Annotated in this window: 12 protein-coding genes; 8 read left to right on the top strand and 4 right to left on the bottom strand. The window is 43.6% G+C overall.

The genetic code is table 11. The annotated features are described in order from the left end of the window. The first annotated feature begins 221 nt into the window (after positions 1-221). On the top strand, positions 222-770 hold the full coding sequence (locus R7F64_RS04625) for a hypothetical protein (RefSeq protein WP_005378006.1): 549 nt from the start codon (positions 222-224) through the stop codon (positions 768-770). Positions 771-963: 193 nt separating this feature from the next. Here R7F64_RS04625 and R7F64_RS04620 read toward each other — a convergent pair whose 3' ends face one another. Beyond that, positions 964-1,551 carry a TfoX/Sxy family DNA transformation protein gene (locus R7F64_RS04620; protein ID WP_005378007.1) on the bottom strand — a complete coding sequence of 196 codons (588 nt, stop codon included), beginning with the start codon at positions 1,549-1,551 and terminating at the stop codon, positions 964-966. Between the two features lie 369 nt (positions 1,552-1,920). Here R7F64_RS04620 and R7F64_RS04615 point away from each other — a divergent pair, with 369 nt between their 5' ends. The 5 genes from R7F64_RS04615 (at position 1,921) to R7F64_RS04595 (ending at position 7,638) form a co-directional block, all read left to right on the top strand. Continuing rightward, a complete protein-coding gene (locus R7F64_RS04615; protein WP_025766846.1) occupies positions 1,921-2,841 on the top strand; it encodes an HDOD domain-containing protein in 921 nt (306 codons plus the stop codon). Between the two features lie 146 nt (positions 2,842-2,987). Continuing rightward, positions 2,988-3,893 (top strand): lysine exporter LysO family protein, encoded by a 906-nt coding sequence (locus tag R7F64_RS04610; RefSeq protein ID WP_005378011.1) that lies wholly within the window; start codon positions 2,988-2,990, stop codon positions 3,891-3,893. A 208-nt stretch (positions 3,894-4,101) separates the two neighbouring features. Next, positions 4,102-4,614 (top strand): hypothetical protein, encoded by a 513-nt coding sequence (locus R7F64_RS04605; RefSeq protein ID WP_017634875.1) that lies wholly within the window; start codon positions 4,102-4,104, stop codon positions 4,612-4,614. A 211-nt stretch (positions 4,615-4,825) separates the two neighbouring features. Continuing rightward, entirely contained in the window at positions 4,826-6,472 is a 1,647-nt protein-coding gene (gene panP, locus R7F64_RS04600) for a pyridoxal-dependent aspartate 1-decarboxylase PanP (protein ID WP_047100728.1), read from the top strand. 311 nt (positions 6,473-6,783) lie between these two features. Then, positions 6,784-7,638, top strand: a complete 855-nt coding sequence (locus R7F64_RS04595; RefSeq protein ID WP_005378021.1) for a MurR/RpiR family transcriptional regulator — start codon at positions 6,784-6,786, stop codon at positions 7,636-7,638. Positions 7,639-7,714: 76 nt separating this feature from the next. Here R7F64_RS04595 and R7F64_RS04590 read toward each other — a convergent pair whose 3' ends face one another. Continuing rightward, complete coding sequence (locus R7F64_RS04590) at positions 7,715-8,959, bottom strand: iron-containing alcohol dehydrogenase (protein WP_005388646.1); 1,245 nt, start codon at positions 8,957-8,959, stop codon at positions 7,715-7,717. Positions 8,960-9,336: 377 nt separating this feature from the next. Between R7F64_RS04590 and R7F64_RS04585 the strand changes: the two genes are divergently transcribed. After that, a complete protein-coding gene (locus R7F64_RS04585) occupies positions 9,337-9,603 on the top strand; it encodes a GrxA family glutaredoxin (RefSeq protein WP_005378026.1) in 267 nt (88 codons plus the stop codon). A 175-nt stretch (positions 9,604-9,778) separates the two neighbouring features. Then, on the top strand, positions 9,779-11,461 hold the full coding sequence (locus R7F64_RS04580) for an aspartate:alanine antiporter (RefSeq protein ID WP_005378028.1): 1,683 nt from the start codon (positions 9,779-9,781) through the stop codon (positions 11,459-11,461). A 73-nt stretch (positions 11,462-11,534) separates the two neighbouring features. Here the strand turns inward: R7F64_RS04580 and fabV are convergent, their stop codons facing one another. Then, positions 11,535-12,737 (bottom strand): enoyl-ACP reductase FabV, encoded by a 1,203-nt coding sequence (gene fabV, locus R7F64_RS04575; RefSeq protein WP_005388648.1) that lies wholly within the window; start codon positions 12,735-12,737, stop codon positions 11,535-11,537. 174 nt (positions 12,738-12,911) lie between these two features. Then, positions 12,912-15,194: an acyl-CoA dehydrogenase gene (locus R7F64_RS04570; RefSeq protein WP_017634878.1), complete on the bottom strand. Its 2,283-nt coding sequence runs from the start codon at positions 15,192-15,194 to the stop codon at positions 12,912-12,914. Positions 15,195-15,252: the final 58 nt, after the last annotated feature.

Below are 15,252 nucleotides of genomic sequence, written 5' to 3'. Positions count from 1 at the left end.
GTTAGAAAAACATCGTTACTTGTCCGAGTGAAATTCTCGGACACTACGTATATGGCGTAGTTTTTGCTTAAACCAAGGAACTATTAAGTTAATTGACAAAACATCGACACATTTTTGTTGGTCGTGGACCTTCCTTTTTATTATGATGTCGGACAAATCAGATTACGGTTCAAGTGGTTGCTTGAATCCATGGAAATAATGAACAAGGTTTATCGTTAGTTATGCGTAAAACACTATTAGCCGCTGCCTTACTAGTGGCATCAAGCCATGCCCTAGCTGCAAACGATCGCAATGCGCCAGCAACTATGAGCAACTTTAGCTACGACTATTTCGAAGCACGTATTGGCGCAAGTCCTGTGACATTTGGTGCTGGATTCAGCAAATCAATTCACCCGAACGCGCATGTTATTGCTCGTATTGACTCTGAGTTTGAAAGTGATTTTGACTCAGCTGCAGGCTTTGGCTTCCATTCTCCGCTAAACAACTGGGCAGATCTTACTGGTGAAATGCTAATGCGCGTTGTGCAACCTTCGAATGAGAGCAGCACAGATGTTGGTATGGAGCTTAACTTAGGTGTTCGCCAATGGTTGGGCCCTCAATTAGAAGTAGGCGGCAAAGTCGGCTACGTTTCTATCGATAACGATGACGATTGGACTGGCTCTGCCTACGCTCGATTCCACTCAACAGAGCTTTTCTCTTTGGGTGCTGAAGCACGTATCAACGATTTTTACGGTGATCAGGTAATGTTCACTACGCGTTTTAAGTTTTAAGATTTGTGCTATAAGAAAAGAGCAAATTAAAAAAACAAAAACCGAGGTCTCTGCCTCGGTTTTTTTGTCTAATTTAATGACTAACTCAATGAAGTGGTAAAAAACTTCAACGTCCTTTTTCCGCTTTTCACACTTGCCTTTACGACCCGCTAACTCCATCGAAACGAGTCAATCATTGTGCGATCAGCTTCGCTTAGTCACACAGTGCCAATAACTGTTTTTTACGCGGCTCTTGGATCAGTTTCCAATGTACGCCATCAGTTGCACCAGCAAATTTCCACAGTAGCTTTACATCAACATCATTACCGTAAGCCGTTTTAACTTTGTTGAAGACTTTTACAGGTCCAAGTTCTAAAAAGGTTTCTACGTCATCAACACCGGCTTTCTTGACCATACGTTCAAGGGTTAGTTGCATGTTGGGTAAGTCTCTTAAGCGTCTACTGGCAGAGGACTTTTGATATTTCCGTTCCTTAATTGAGTATTCAATTGATTTCTGTACCAGTTCATCAAGCCCTACATATCCGGATTCGAATAAATCGGTTACATCATAATAATTTACGGTTGCCGTCGTCTGTTTTTTGACGTGCTTATACTTCTCACAGCTCAGTTGAGTAAACACTTCATCTAGCCCATTACCACCACGTAAGTAGCAGCAATCATTGCTGACAAGCGCAAACATAGCATCATCGGTGAATAAACCAATACCACCGAACATAGAACGTTTTTGGTACTCACTGAAGGTGCGTACATATTTAAAAAAAGCTTGGTCTGTCATGTCCATTGACCTCTTTAATCTGAATAAATTACCCCGATTAGCGATGTCACCAGATAAACAGCAGCTTATAGCGAATTATAAATGTCGATTTGTTGGCGATATTTTTGTGAGTTGTGCTCACCAACTTGCTTAATCATACTTAACGTTGAAAAATAAGTTAGGACATAGGTCACATATAAAAAAGTATAAATTCTGCATACGTGATTAGTTTCACACTTATTGTTTGTGTGGTGATATTTTTTTGACGCATAGCATGCCTAAAACACGCCATCATTATGATCTCGCTGGCAATTACGGGCACATAATACGCATTTAATTGATAAAGAATACGCTGTAAGGGTACACTGTACGAAAGATCTCAAGTACAGCGTCACAATGGAACATTTATCATTTTTTTGGCTGCCAAATAATAAAGATAAGCTTATAAACGCACTGGAATCCGAGTTTGCTCAGCTGGTAGAACAGTCCATCTCCACGGGTAAGATTTCGTTACCTCCTATTCCTGATGTCGTGCTTAAAATTCAGCAGTTATGTGTCGAAGAACACACCACGATTGCCGATGTTGCTAACTGTTTATTGGAAGATCCCGGATTAGCAGCGGTCGTTTTACGAGTCGCTAACTCTGTGATTTTCAATCGCAGAAATATCACCTGCAACGACTTAACTACAGCGGTATCTCGTCTCGGAATACTTCGTGTACGTGATATTGTTACCGCACAAGCGATCGAGCAACTTAAACACTCAGTTAATCTCACTAAAGAATGCAATGCCATCTTGGTGAAGAGTGCGGCGATATCTCGTGAGCTCGGTGCCGTCATGGTGATGTTGGTTCAATCGTTTCGTAGCCACGAGCCAGGCACTTATGGTCATCTAGAGCAAGAAAAGGCGTTATTGGTCGGTCTATTAGCCGATATAGGATTATTTTGTCTAATTAATGAGTACCACTTGTACTTAGATAGGGGCAATTACTTAGACCCAGATATTGCATTGCAGATCTTCCAAACACGTTGTTCTGCCACAAGTAAACTGGTGCTTGAGCGTTGGGGGTTTGACAACGACTTCAGAGAAGTATCCTCAAACGAAAAATACGAATTAACGCGACCAGAAGTGAGTTATCTCGACATCGCTAGAATTGCGCATCATTTATTGATGTTCCGCAATCACGATGAACGCATTGACGAACACGAAGTTGAATTCAACTTAACTGGTGCAGAAGTCTTGTATGAACTTAGTAACATGAGTGATACTGACTTCAATGATCAAATCCGTGCTGTACTCAATGCTAGCGGTTTGTAATTTATCGCTTTCTGATAATATCTTATCCGTGATAAAACGATTCGCTCAAGGCTGAGCTGTGTGTGGTGAAATGTCTTTAATTTCAACCGATAGATAATTTGATTTATGCGTGTTGATGTTATCTCAAAAAGGAATCATTGAGCTTTATGTTTTCAGGGATGCTATTTATTTTCGCTCCGCTTGTGGTGGGGTATCTAATTCCTATATCTCGATCTTCGTTATTGGAGAAGATCAATCAGTCAACGTCCTACCTTATTTACGTCATTTTGTCGTTGATGGGTCTTAGTTTGGCGGCGCTCGATAATTTAAGCAGCAACTTACAAAGTATTCTCCTCTATGCGAGTACGTTTTTTTTGTGTCTAAGTGCCTGCAACCTGTTGGCTCTGCCTATTATTGATAAAATTATTCCACTCCAGACCAATCAGAATCAAAAGAAGCTACCGTTATCTTCGATGGCTTTAGAGTCTGTTAAGCTTATCGTGGTCGTTGGCGGAGGGTTAGTGGTTGGCCTGCTGTTACCCATTGATTTGAGTTGGGTAGATACAGCAAGCGAATGGATACTCTTTCTACTTCTATTTTTTATTGGTATTCAGCTGCGCAATAGTGGGCTTACTCTGCGTCAAATCCTATTAAATAAACAAGGAATGGCCATTGCAGCCGTGGTCATCGCAACATGTATGCTTGGTGGCGTTCTTGCAGCGGTGCTTTTGGATCTTCCTCTTTATCAAGCACTCGCAATGGCTTCAGGTTTTGGCTGGTATTCACTCGCAGGTATTTTAATGGGTGACGCTTTTGGTCCGGTATTTGGTGGCGCGTCGTTCTTGATTGAATTGATGAGAGAGCTAGTCGCACTGGTTGCCATTCCTCTCTTTATTCGTAGCTATCCGTGCACCGCAATTGGTTATGCCGGTGCAACAGCAATGGACTTCACCCTACCCGTTATTCAAACCACCGGTGGTGTGCGTTGTGTTCCTGTTGCTATCGTTAGCGGCTTTATTTTGAGTTTATTGGTACCAGTTATGATGCTTTTCTTTGTATCACTTGCTAGCTAGATCTCAGGTTTTCGCTTTAACATCCATTACAATACGGCAAAAATTTAAATACCCAGTTAACGTCAAAGTGGTCAATATTTTTTGGCAAGCCCCCTCTTTCTTTTCGTCATTCAGCTCAACGATTTGTCACGACCAAATAGAAAGAAGGGAGAAACATCAACTGATGTGCATTGCGTTAATAAAGGGATAACAACCAGAAGGAAGAAGAATGAAACGCTTTGTCGTTGCAGCGCTCCTCGCTACAAGCTCAACTTTTACGCTTGCCGCAGATCAACAATGTCTTGCTAGCAAATACGATGGCTACGTCGATGCCTCACTACAGTGGTATCAAGATCTTGTTGATTTGACGGTTACCCAATATCCAGATCTGAAAGAAGTTAGCCAATGGTTCTTGGATGGACGTAAACATCACTTTGAATTAAACCGCGAAGCGGTTCACTACTTTCTAGAGAACGACCCTAGCCGCGTTGCGACGGAACAGCCAATCGAAGCATGGTTAAAACTAGAGCAACATGACGTTAAGCAGTTAGCGACCCGAAGCGATAAGTTAGGTGAAGTTGCAAAACAGACATTTAGCGACCGTCAATCAACTAATCATCCAAAAAACTACGAGCTTCGTTCAGCATTCGCTGATCTGCTTAGTCATCCCCAACAAATTGATACCGCACTTAATAAGTACAATCAGTCAATAGAAAAGATTGAAAAGCAGAAATGTGACTAAGATTGCTCGCATTAGTCGTTGATTAGCATTCGATAACATCAGAGTGTTTTAACGTACTCAATCTAGAATTTTTTAATGTGAATATCGTCACCTTCACCTAAAATTTTCATTTCTACAACTTGGGTTTCAACAATTAAAACGGGACTTTGCGCCCGTTTTAGTTTAGATTGTGCCGCTCGCATTACCAAAATAACTACAAAGATTCTTTGCTATGGTTAAGGAACAAAAAACCGCTGATGTTAGCTTTGAGAGCTTGCTAAAGATCTTCACTGTCCCAGAAGGTCCGGACTCAACGTTAACTAAAATTGACGAGAGCCTCTCGCGAAATCTAAATCAATTTCTTCGTGAACACATCGTGGCAGAAGAAAAGCCTTTACGCGAAATCGAAAAAGACTTTTCTTCTGCTCAGATTCCTGAGCAGCCAGAGTTCGTGTCAGATCATACAGAGCACTTACTCGACACTTTGGTGTCGCACTCAGTTCACACATCTTCACCAAGCTTCATTGGTCATATGACATCGGCACTGCCTTATTTCTTGATGCCACTGTCAAAGATCATGATCGCCTTAAACCAAAACCTGGTAAAAATAGAGACTTCCAAAGCCTTTACGCCACTTGAGCGTCAAGTTTTGGGTATGCTGCATCGCTTGATATATGGTCAGAATGATACTTTTTACAATCAGTGGATGCACAGTGCAAACCACTCATTAGGCGCATTTTGTTCCGGCGGCACCATTGCCAATATCACTGCGCTTTGGGTAGCACGTAACAAAGCGTTAAGAGCCAATGGCTCATTTAAAGGCGTGGAAAAGGAAGGCCTTTTTAAAGCCATGAAGCACTATGGCTATGATGGCTTAGCGGTGCTAGTGTCTGAGCGTGGTCACTACTCCCTTAAGAAAGCAGCCGATGTATTAGGGCTAGGCCAAGAGGGCTTGGTTGCGGTTAAAACCGATGCCAACAACCGTATTATTGTCGACGACCTTAAAGCGAAAATTGTTGAGCTCGAAAAACAAAACATCAAACCTATTGCTGTTATTGGTGTGGCTGGCACAACAGAGACAGGTAATGTTGATCCATTGCCTGAAATCGCTGAAGTCTGCCAAGCCCACGGCTGTCACTTCCATGTGGATGCCGCATGGGGTGGCGCAACACTTATGTCTAACCATCACCGTCATCTTCTTAAAGGTGTGGAAATGGCAGACTCAGTAACTATTGATGCACACAAGCAGCTCTATATCCCGATGGGCGCTGGTATGGTTCTGTTCAAAGACCCTGACGCAATGAAATCCATAGAGCATCACGCTCAATATATATTGCGCAAAGGTTCAAAAGACCTAGGCAGCCATACACTAGAAGGCTCACGTTCGGGCATGGCGATGTTGGTCTACGCCGCAATGCACATCATAAGTCGCCCAGGTTACGAGCTTCTGATTGACCAAAGCATTGAAAAAGCTCGATACTTTGCGGATTTAATCAAACAGCAAGATGATTTCGAGTTAGTTTCTGAACCAGAGCTTTGTCTGCTCACATACCGTTATTTGCCGCCATTCATCCGTGAAGCATTAGCACAAGCAGAAGGCTCACAAAAAGAACAACTGAATGAGCTGATCAATGAGTTAACACAGTTTATTCAAAAGCGTCAGCGCGAAACGGGCAAATCGTTCGTTTCACGTACAAGACTGAACCCAGACCAATGGCAACGCATGAATACGATAGTGTTTCGAGTGGTTTTGGCAAATCCACTGACCACAAAAGAAATTTTGAGCTCAGTGCTTGATGAACAACGCGAAATCGCCAAGCAAGCACCAAATTTGATGAAAAGAATTCAACAGCTGGTTGTTGATATTCAATCGTCTTAACGGCCAGATCGAGTTACATCAATTTGAAATTTTTTTTCGTTTTGATGTAACTCAAACATCATTATCGTGCGACTAGCGCAACAAAACTTCGTTTACACATCCAATTCTGTAGTTTTTACAACATTTTGTTTGAGGCCTGTCAAATTCTCACTAAATAGTACCCGTTATTGGTTTAGACTGATTGAAGATCAGGTTTATACTGATTCTATGGCGCTGGTTGTTTTCGTTAACGCCCCACTCTACTCCGGAATCTTCGTGTTTCCTTTCGTTAGCAGAGCCAGCGAGTTGTTCTCTATACCCTCGTGAACACTATGAATACATTAGAAAAAATTCAAAAAAACCTGGAGAATTTCAGTAAGTCAGAGCGCAAAGTTGCGGAAGTAATTATGGCGTCTCCACAAACTGCAATTCATTCAAGCATTGCAACGCTGGCTAAAATGGCCGACGTTAGTGAGCCCACTGTAAACCGCTTCTGTCGTCGTCTGGACACCAAGGGCTTTCCAGATTTTAAGCTTCACTTGGCACAGAGCCTAGCCAACGGCACCCCTTACGTTAACCGTAATGTGGAAGAAGACGATGGCCCAGACGCGTACACCCATAAGATTTTCGAATCGACGATGGCGTGTTTAGATGTCGCGAAAAATAGCCTAGATCCAATGCAAGTGAACCGTGCGGTCGATTTGCTAACGCAAGCGAAGCGCATTTCATTCTTTGGCCTTGGTGCATCATCTTCTGTTGCCCGAGACGCACAAAACAAGTTTATTCGCTTTAATATTCCAATTACTTGTTTTGAAGATATTGTTATGCAGCGCATGAGTTGTATCAACTGCAGTGATAATGATGTTGTGGTTCTTATTTCTCATACCGGTCGAACAAAGAGTCAGGTAGAAATAGCGAACCTTGCTCGTGAAAATGGCGCAACGGTTATTGCGATTACAGCGAAGGATTCTCCTCTAGAAAAGGCAAGCTCGCTGGCCATCACGCTCGATATTCCAGAAGATACCGACGTTTACATGCCAATGGCAAGCCGAGTTGTACAAATGACAGTGATTGATGTGCTAGCAACTGGCTTCACTCTTCGCCGTGGTACAGGTTTCCGTGAGAACCTAAAACGCGTAAAAGATGCGTTGAAAGACAGTCGCTATGACAAATTAAGCCAGTACTAAGCACTAAAGCTTAGTCAATACTTTATCTAGGGGAGCTCAAGGCTCCCCTTTTGTTTTAATGCTGCTAAGGGAGCAATCACCCTAAGTCGTTGACACTCGATAAGTCCGTTCTTGATTCCAGTACTTCAACAGAACTGACATGTTGTGCACTCTCAGCTGCGCACTCTCCACTACAATCACAGACTTGCTGCAATATGTAAATCAAACGTTCCTGATTCAGGGGTAAAGGATTCCCTTTGATTGCCATTGACTTAAGCGCATCGTTCGCCACTTGCTCAAAAGAGGTTTGGCATACTCCAAATTGAGCCAGTAGCGGTAACGCTAACTTATCTAGCACCATATTGACCCAAAGAATTCCATCGTGTTCGTTAGCGTTTACTCGCTCGGTGACTAATTGGGCCAGCTTGCGATAACGACTTATCACATCATTCCTACCCGCGAGTTTAGCGGCGTTAATGTTCTCCTGCATCACGTGCGGAGCTAAGCGAGCCGTAATAACGCTATGGGGGGCGTCTAACTTGCCTCCTAACGCCGATGCTAACCCATGAGCGGCACCTAATTTGGCATTAGTAATCGCCATACCACCAAGCAATGCAGCGAACGATAAATCAGAGCGCGCCTTATGATTATCTTGCTTACAAGCGGCAATCACTGAACGGCTTAAACGACGTAGCCCCTCTTCGCAGACCATATCAGTAAGAGGGTTTGGCTCACCACACACATACGCTTCCATTAAATGAGTGAACGCATCCATTGCGCCACGTCCAGATGTGTATTGGTCGGTCCCGTAAGTAAGTGTCGGGTCTACAATGGCAACGTCTGCGAGCATATCAGGGCTTCGAAGACTCACTTTCACTTTATCTTGTCCAGATTTCAGCACAGCATTTCTGGTCACTTCTGAACCGGTGCTTGCTGTCGTAGGAATTGCAATAAAATGAAGAGGCTTTGCTTTTAAAGGGACGCTTCTTCCTACCACTTCTACGTAATCGTAAACATTGCCTTGATTGGGAATAATGGCAGCTAAGGCTTTGCCCATATCGATGACGCTGCCACCACCTATCGCAACCACCATATCAGGTTGGAATTTTCTACCTAGCACTGCGGTCTCTTCTACCATCGTGATGTATGGTTCACCAACGATAGCTACGTGCTGGTAACGCATATTTTGAGCTTTAAGATATTGGATAATGGGGGCGGCTCGTTGGGTATCCTGCCCAGTGACCAGCAAAACACTGTAGCCAAATTGGTTAATAACGGATAATGAAGATTGAAGTGCACCTTCACCAAATATAATCCTTGTTGCAGTCATAAACTGAAACATACACACCCTCCCAAAAGAATATACCCAAATAACCTCTCGCCCTCTGATTTAACACTTATGTTAGAGTTGAAGTTATTTGCGTATAGCCAAAATAGATTGCTATTTTTTTAAACAAAAAAAATTGACCAATTCCACCTTGCCATCATTAACCCTTTAGAATGTATGTTTTTTATGCGTCACTTCACATACTTCAGAGCCGTAAAATAAGAACACGCGTTTAGTTTTTATTCGATAGATTTCACCTATAGAACCAAGAGATAATTGCCGCTTTATTTCCGTATCTGGATCGGGCATAGTTACTCCAACAAAAGAAAGCGCACTCAGCCGCTATGTTTTGTACGCTTTCAAAAAAGAATAGATTTAGGAGAAATAAGATTATGTTCGTTGTTATCTTTGGTCGCCCTGCATGTCCTTTCTGTGTTCGTGCAAAAGAGCACGCAGAAACGCTAAAAGCAAAACGTGATGACTTCAACTACCGTTACGTTGATATTCACGCTGAAGGTATTTCTAAAGCAGATCTTGAGAAAACAGTTGGTAAACCAGTTGAAACCGTTCCTCAGATCTTTATCGACCAAGAGCACATCGGTGGCTGCGACGAGTTCGAAGCATACGCGAAAGAGCACCTAGGTCTATTTGACGAGTAATAAAGACTGTTTTCAGAAAAGCCGCTTCATGCGGCTTTTTTATTATTTTTCAGCTGGTTATTACGTTAAGTCAACTAATGGTAAAACCTAAAAAAATTCACTTATCTTTTTGCTATATTTAGTTACAATTCACAGTTCTTAATCTTTTTTGGCACACACTCTACCGAGCCACACAGTGAACATAGACGTCGTATACCTTCTCGAGCAAAACCCTATCCTTCTAATCTTCGTCGTATTAGCCATTGGCCTTGCCATCGGAAAAATTCGATTTGGCAAATTACAATTAGGCAACTCTATTGGCGTTCTTATTACCTCTTTGGTAATGGGCCACCTTGGTTTCTCATTTAATGCAGAAGCTTTAACCATTGGCTTTATGCTGTTTATCTACTGCGTTGGCATTGAAGCTGGACCAAACTTTTTTGGTATATTCTTCAGAGATGGTAAGCATTATTTTATTTTAAGCATGACTGTTCTCGTGTCTGCGGTCAGCTTAACGTATGGCTTGAGTCACTATTTCGGCCTCGATTTTGGCTTATCCGCCGGTATGATGGCAGGCGCATTGACCGCAACGCCAGTACTGGTTGGTGCACAAGATGCTCTTAACTCTGGCCTTGCGACTATACCGCGGAATATGGAATTTTCTCTGGTATTAGAAAATCTATCCGTAGGCTACGCGATGGCTTATCTGGTCGGCTTAATTAGCATGATCATGTTTGCTAAATTGTTGCCAAAACTGCAAAAACAAAACCTTTCTGATTCCGCGCAGCAAATCGCACAAGAGCGTGGCCTTGGAAATTCAAGCCAGAGAAAAGTGTATTTACCCATTATTCGAGCTTACCGAGTGGGCCCAGAGCTAATTGACTGGACTGATGGTAAAAACTTGCGAGAACTGGGTATTTATCGTCAAACTGGCTGTTACATTGAACGAATCCGTCGCAATGGTATTCTCGCCCACCCAGATGGTGATGCTATCTTGCAAGAGGGAGATGAAATTGCACTGGTTGGCTTCCCTGACAGCCATGCTCGCTTAGACCCTAGCTTCCGTAATGGTAAAGAAGTATTCGACCGTAACTTGCTTGATTTGCGCATCGTTGAAGAAGAAATCGTCGTAAAAAGTGACGCTATCGCTGGTAAGCGTTTATCGGATTTGAATTTGTCTGAGTTTGGCTGTTTCTTAAACCGCGTAGTTCGCGCTCAGATTGAAATGCCTATGGACTTAGACATTGTGCTCGCTAAAGGGGACGTCCTTCAAGTGAGCGGCGAGAAAAGCCGAGTACATGGACTGGCGGAAAAAATCGGTTTCATCTCGATCCACAGTCAAATGGCCGATTTGCTCGCTTTTTGTAGCTTCTTTATTTTGGGTATTCTGTTTGGCCTCATCACAATGACGTTCGGTCAGGTGTCTTTCAGTTTGGGTAATGCGGTGGGTCTTCTGTTGTCCGGTATTACGCTTGGTTTCTTACGAGCAAATCACCCTACTTTCGGTTATGTCCCACAAGGGGCGCTGAATATGGTCAAAGATCTAGGGTTAATGTTCTTTATGGTGGGAATTGGTCTAAGTGCAGGTGGAAAGATGTTCGAGCACCTAACGCAAGTAGGACCAAAAGTCATTGGTTTGGCATTTATTGTCAGTGTTGTGCCTGTAGTTCTGGCTTACTTAGTTGGCGCACACGTACTCAAGATGAACCGTGCCCTGCTCTTCGGTGCCATTATTGGCGCCCGTACTTGCGCTCCAGCTATGGATGTCGTTAACGACTACGCTAAGTCCACCATCCCAGCCCTTGGTTATGCGGGTACCTATGCGATTGCGAATATTTTAATGACGCTAGCTGGTACGATACTGATAATACTAAGTTAATACTCACTTTGGCTATGAAATACAAAAAGGCGCTCAATGAGCGCCTTTTGTTTATTGGTTATCTAGTCTGTGATTAGATTTGAATGAAGTCTGCTTCAACTGCTGGATTCACATCCGCTTCGTAATCTACGCCTTCAACGCCGAAACCAAATAGTTTCAAGAACTCTTCTTTGTACTCAACGTAGTCAGTCAGCTCTTTTAGGTTCTCAGTCGTAATTTGAGGCCATAGCTCACGACAGTGCTGCTGAATGTCGTCACGAAGTTCCCAGTCATCCAGACGTAGGCGGTTCATCTCATCAACTTCTGCCGCGCTACCGTCTTCTTTGTATAAACGTTGGCTGAACATACGGTAGATTTGTTCCATACAGCCTTCGTGTACACCTTCTTCGCGCATTTTCTTGAATACCATTGCGATGTACAGTGGCATAACAGGAATTGCAGAACTCGCCTGAGTTACAACAGATTTAAGTACCGCAACATTGGCACTGCCGCCTGTTGCTGCTAACTTGTCGTTTAGCGCTTTCGCTGCACGGTCTAGGTCCATTTTTGCTTTACCTAGTGCACCATCCCAATAAATTGGCCAAGTTAGCTCAGTACCAATGTAGCTGTACGCGACGGTCTTACAACCTTCAGCAAGAACACCAGCATCAGACAACGCATTGATCCAAAGTTCCCAATCTTCACCGCCCATTACCGTGACAGTGTCTTTGATTTCTTCTTCTGTTGCAGGCTCAACGCTAGCTTCGATGATCACATCTTTGTTGGTATCAACAGCCGTTGATGTGTAAGTTTCACCGATAGGTTTAAGAGATGAACGAACTAATTCACCAGTTTCTGGCATTTTACGTACTGGAGATGCCAGTGAGTAAACCACCATATCGATTTGACCTAAGTCTTCTTTGATCAGCTCGATAGTTTTCTGTTTCGCTTCATTTGAGAAAGCGTCGCCGTTTAAGCTTTTTGCGTACAGACCTTCTTCACGCGCTAGCTTTTCAAAAGCAGCTGCATTGTAAAAACCTGCTGTACCTGGTTTCTTCTCAGTACCTTCTTTTTCGAAGAAAACACCGATAGTTGATGCACCGCCACCAAATGCCGCAGCGATACGAGAAGATAGACCGTAGCCACTTGATGCACCAACAACAAGAACACGCTTAGGTGCGTTTTTGATTGGACCTTGCGCTTTGGTGTACGCAATTTGTTCTTTTACGTTAGCTTCACAACCAACAGGGTGCGTTGTAGTACAGATAAATCCACGAATTCTAGGTTTGATGATCATATTCAACTTCCTTTAAAAAACCTTGTTAGGATAAAAGTTTCGTTGGGATTTCGCATCTAATTTCTGTAAAAATGCTCTTAAAAGGCAAGTGGTTGGAGCACTATCCCACCATCCACTCCCCAAGAATACAAAAAAGCACCTCATTGAGGTGCTTTTCTTAACATTAGTTGTCTATTATGCCGCCGGATTCAACTGCGACTTTTTTGGGCTATGAGTTCGCACTTCAGAAAAGTCATGACTAAAGTGGTCAACTTGAATCGCCTTGTAGCGCAATTTATCTGCAGCCATGATTTGATCAATTTCTTGTTCAGTTAACACGCCTGCTTCAAATGCTTGCTGCAAACGATCATGTAGCAGACCTTTACGAGCCACTTTACCATCCTTCGCAGCCTTCATAAGTTTACGCTCCAAAGGTTTAATGTCGTACATTGCAAGGAATGCATTCTCCATTAAGCCTACGCTGTCATCCTCTGATTTTCCGATGTAGCACAGATGCGTGAGGCGATCACGTTGCGCGCCTGGCGTCATCATCGCTTCAGCCAAATTCACACACAGCTCATCACTTGGCTTATTGAAATGATTACCAAGCGGGAACAATAGCCCCTTAAGTACACCGCCAACGTATTTCACAGGGAAGTTGGTGTAAGCCTCATTTAATGACTTAGAAGCGTTATACAAACAGTGTTGAACAGCGTAATGAACGAAGTCTAGATCGCCTTGTTGACGGCCTTCATCTTCATACTTTTTCAAGGCAGCAGATGCCATGTATAGATAGCTTAATCCATCACCCAAACGTGCGGAGATCATTTCTTTACGCTTCAAGTCTCCACCTAAGGTTAACATCGCAAAGTCTGCACTTACTGCAAGTGCACGACTGAGACGAGTAATGTCTTTGTAGTATTGCTGCGTTGGGCCACTCATGTGCGCGTTAACAAATCGAGAACCAGTTAGTGCTGCACCAAATGCACCGAATGTATTACCGAGCGCGTGCTTGATGTGTTTAAAGAGTAAGTTGTCAAATTCTTTCGCACCTTGTTCAGAATCTGGATTCGCCGCAGCTTCCATTTCTTTTAGAACATATGGGTGACATCGAGTCGCACCTTGACCAAAAATCATCAGGTTACGAGTCAGAATATTCGCGCCTTCAACGGTAATAGCAACCGGGATACCAAGGTAATGTTTAGCAAGATAGTTCATTGGGCCATCTTGAATCGCACGACCCGCATGGATATCAAACGAATCATTTAGAATGGTACGCGCGATTTCCGTCATGTGGTACTTGGCAATCGCGGTTACAATCCCAGGTTTTTCTTTCATATCGAGAGAAGTCGTCGTTAGCGTACGCGTCGCTTCTAGTAGGTAAGTAAGACCACCAATGCGCCCCATCGCTTCTGCGACGCCTTCAAACTTACCGATCGACATTCCAAACTGTTTACGCACGTAAGCATAAGCACCTGTTGTACGTGTAGTAAGGTGACCAATCGCAGTGCCAAGCGCTGGGAGAGAGATACCACGCCCCGCAGAAAGACACTCAACCAGCATACGCCAACCTTTACCTGCGTAATCAGCGCCACCGATCAACCAGTCCATAGGGATGAAGACATCTTCACCACGAGTTGGACCATTCATGAACGCAGACCCCAGAGGATCATGGCGCTCGCCTATCTCGACACCTTCATGGTCAGCGGGAATCAACGCACATGTAATGCCAACCTCTTTCTTGTCTCCAAGTAGCCCTTCAGGATCTTGCAGTTTAAATGCTAACCCGAGCACTGTCGCAACTGGCGCAAGCGTGATGTAGCGTTTATTCCAACTAACTCGCACGCCAAGCACTTCTTTGCCTTCATGGGTGCCGTAACAAACCACGCCTTGATCAGGTATGCCACCTGCATCAGAACCCGCTTCAGGGCCAGTTAGGGCGAAACAAGGGATGTCTGTACCATCAGCTAAACGAGGCAACCAGTAATCTTTTTGCTCTTGCGTACCATAGTGCGATAGCAGCTCACCAGGACCAAGAGAGTTTGGTACCATTACCGATACCGCGGTACTGATACTTCGAGTCGCAATACGAGAAACAATGGTTGAGTTCGCCAAAGCGGAAAATTCACGACCACCATATGCTTTCGAGATGATCAAAGAGAAAAATCGCTCTTTACGTAGGTACTCCCATACTTCAGGCGGTAAATCCCTGTCTTCTTTGACAATCTTCTGGTCATCAAGCATTTCTAGCAGGGTTTCAAGCTCATTATCCATAAATGACTGCTCTTCTGCCGTCAGTGTAGGCGTTGGATAATGATGCAATGTTGTGAAGTTTGGCTTGCCTGAGAATAGTTCGGCATCCCACCATACACTACCCGCTTCCATCGCCTCTTTCTCGGTGCTAGACAGAGGTGGCAATACTTTTTTGAACACTTTAAAAGCCGGGTCACTAATCCATTTTCTTCGTAGAGAGCTCATAGTTCAGATCCTTTTGTTCACGTAACCGCTCGGGGTATAATCTTATTATTGGTTTAAC

Source organism: Vibrio sp. Vb1980 (genome assembly GCF_033338615.1).
Lineage (GTDB): Bacteria > Pseudomonadota > Gammaproteobacteria > Enterobacterales > Vibrionaceae > Vibrio > Vibrio alginolyticus.
Note: the sequence above shows the minus strand (reverse complement) of the source record. Positions and strands in the feature narration are given on the sequence as shown.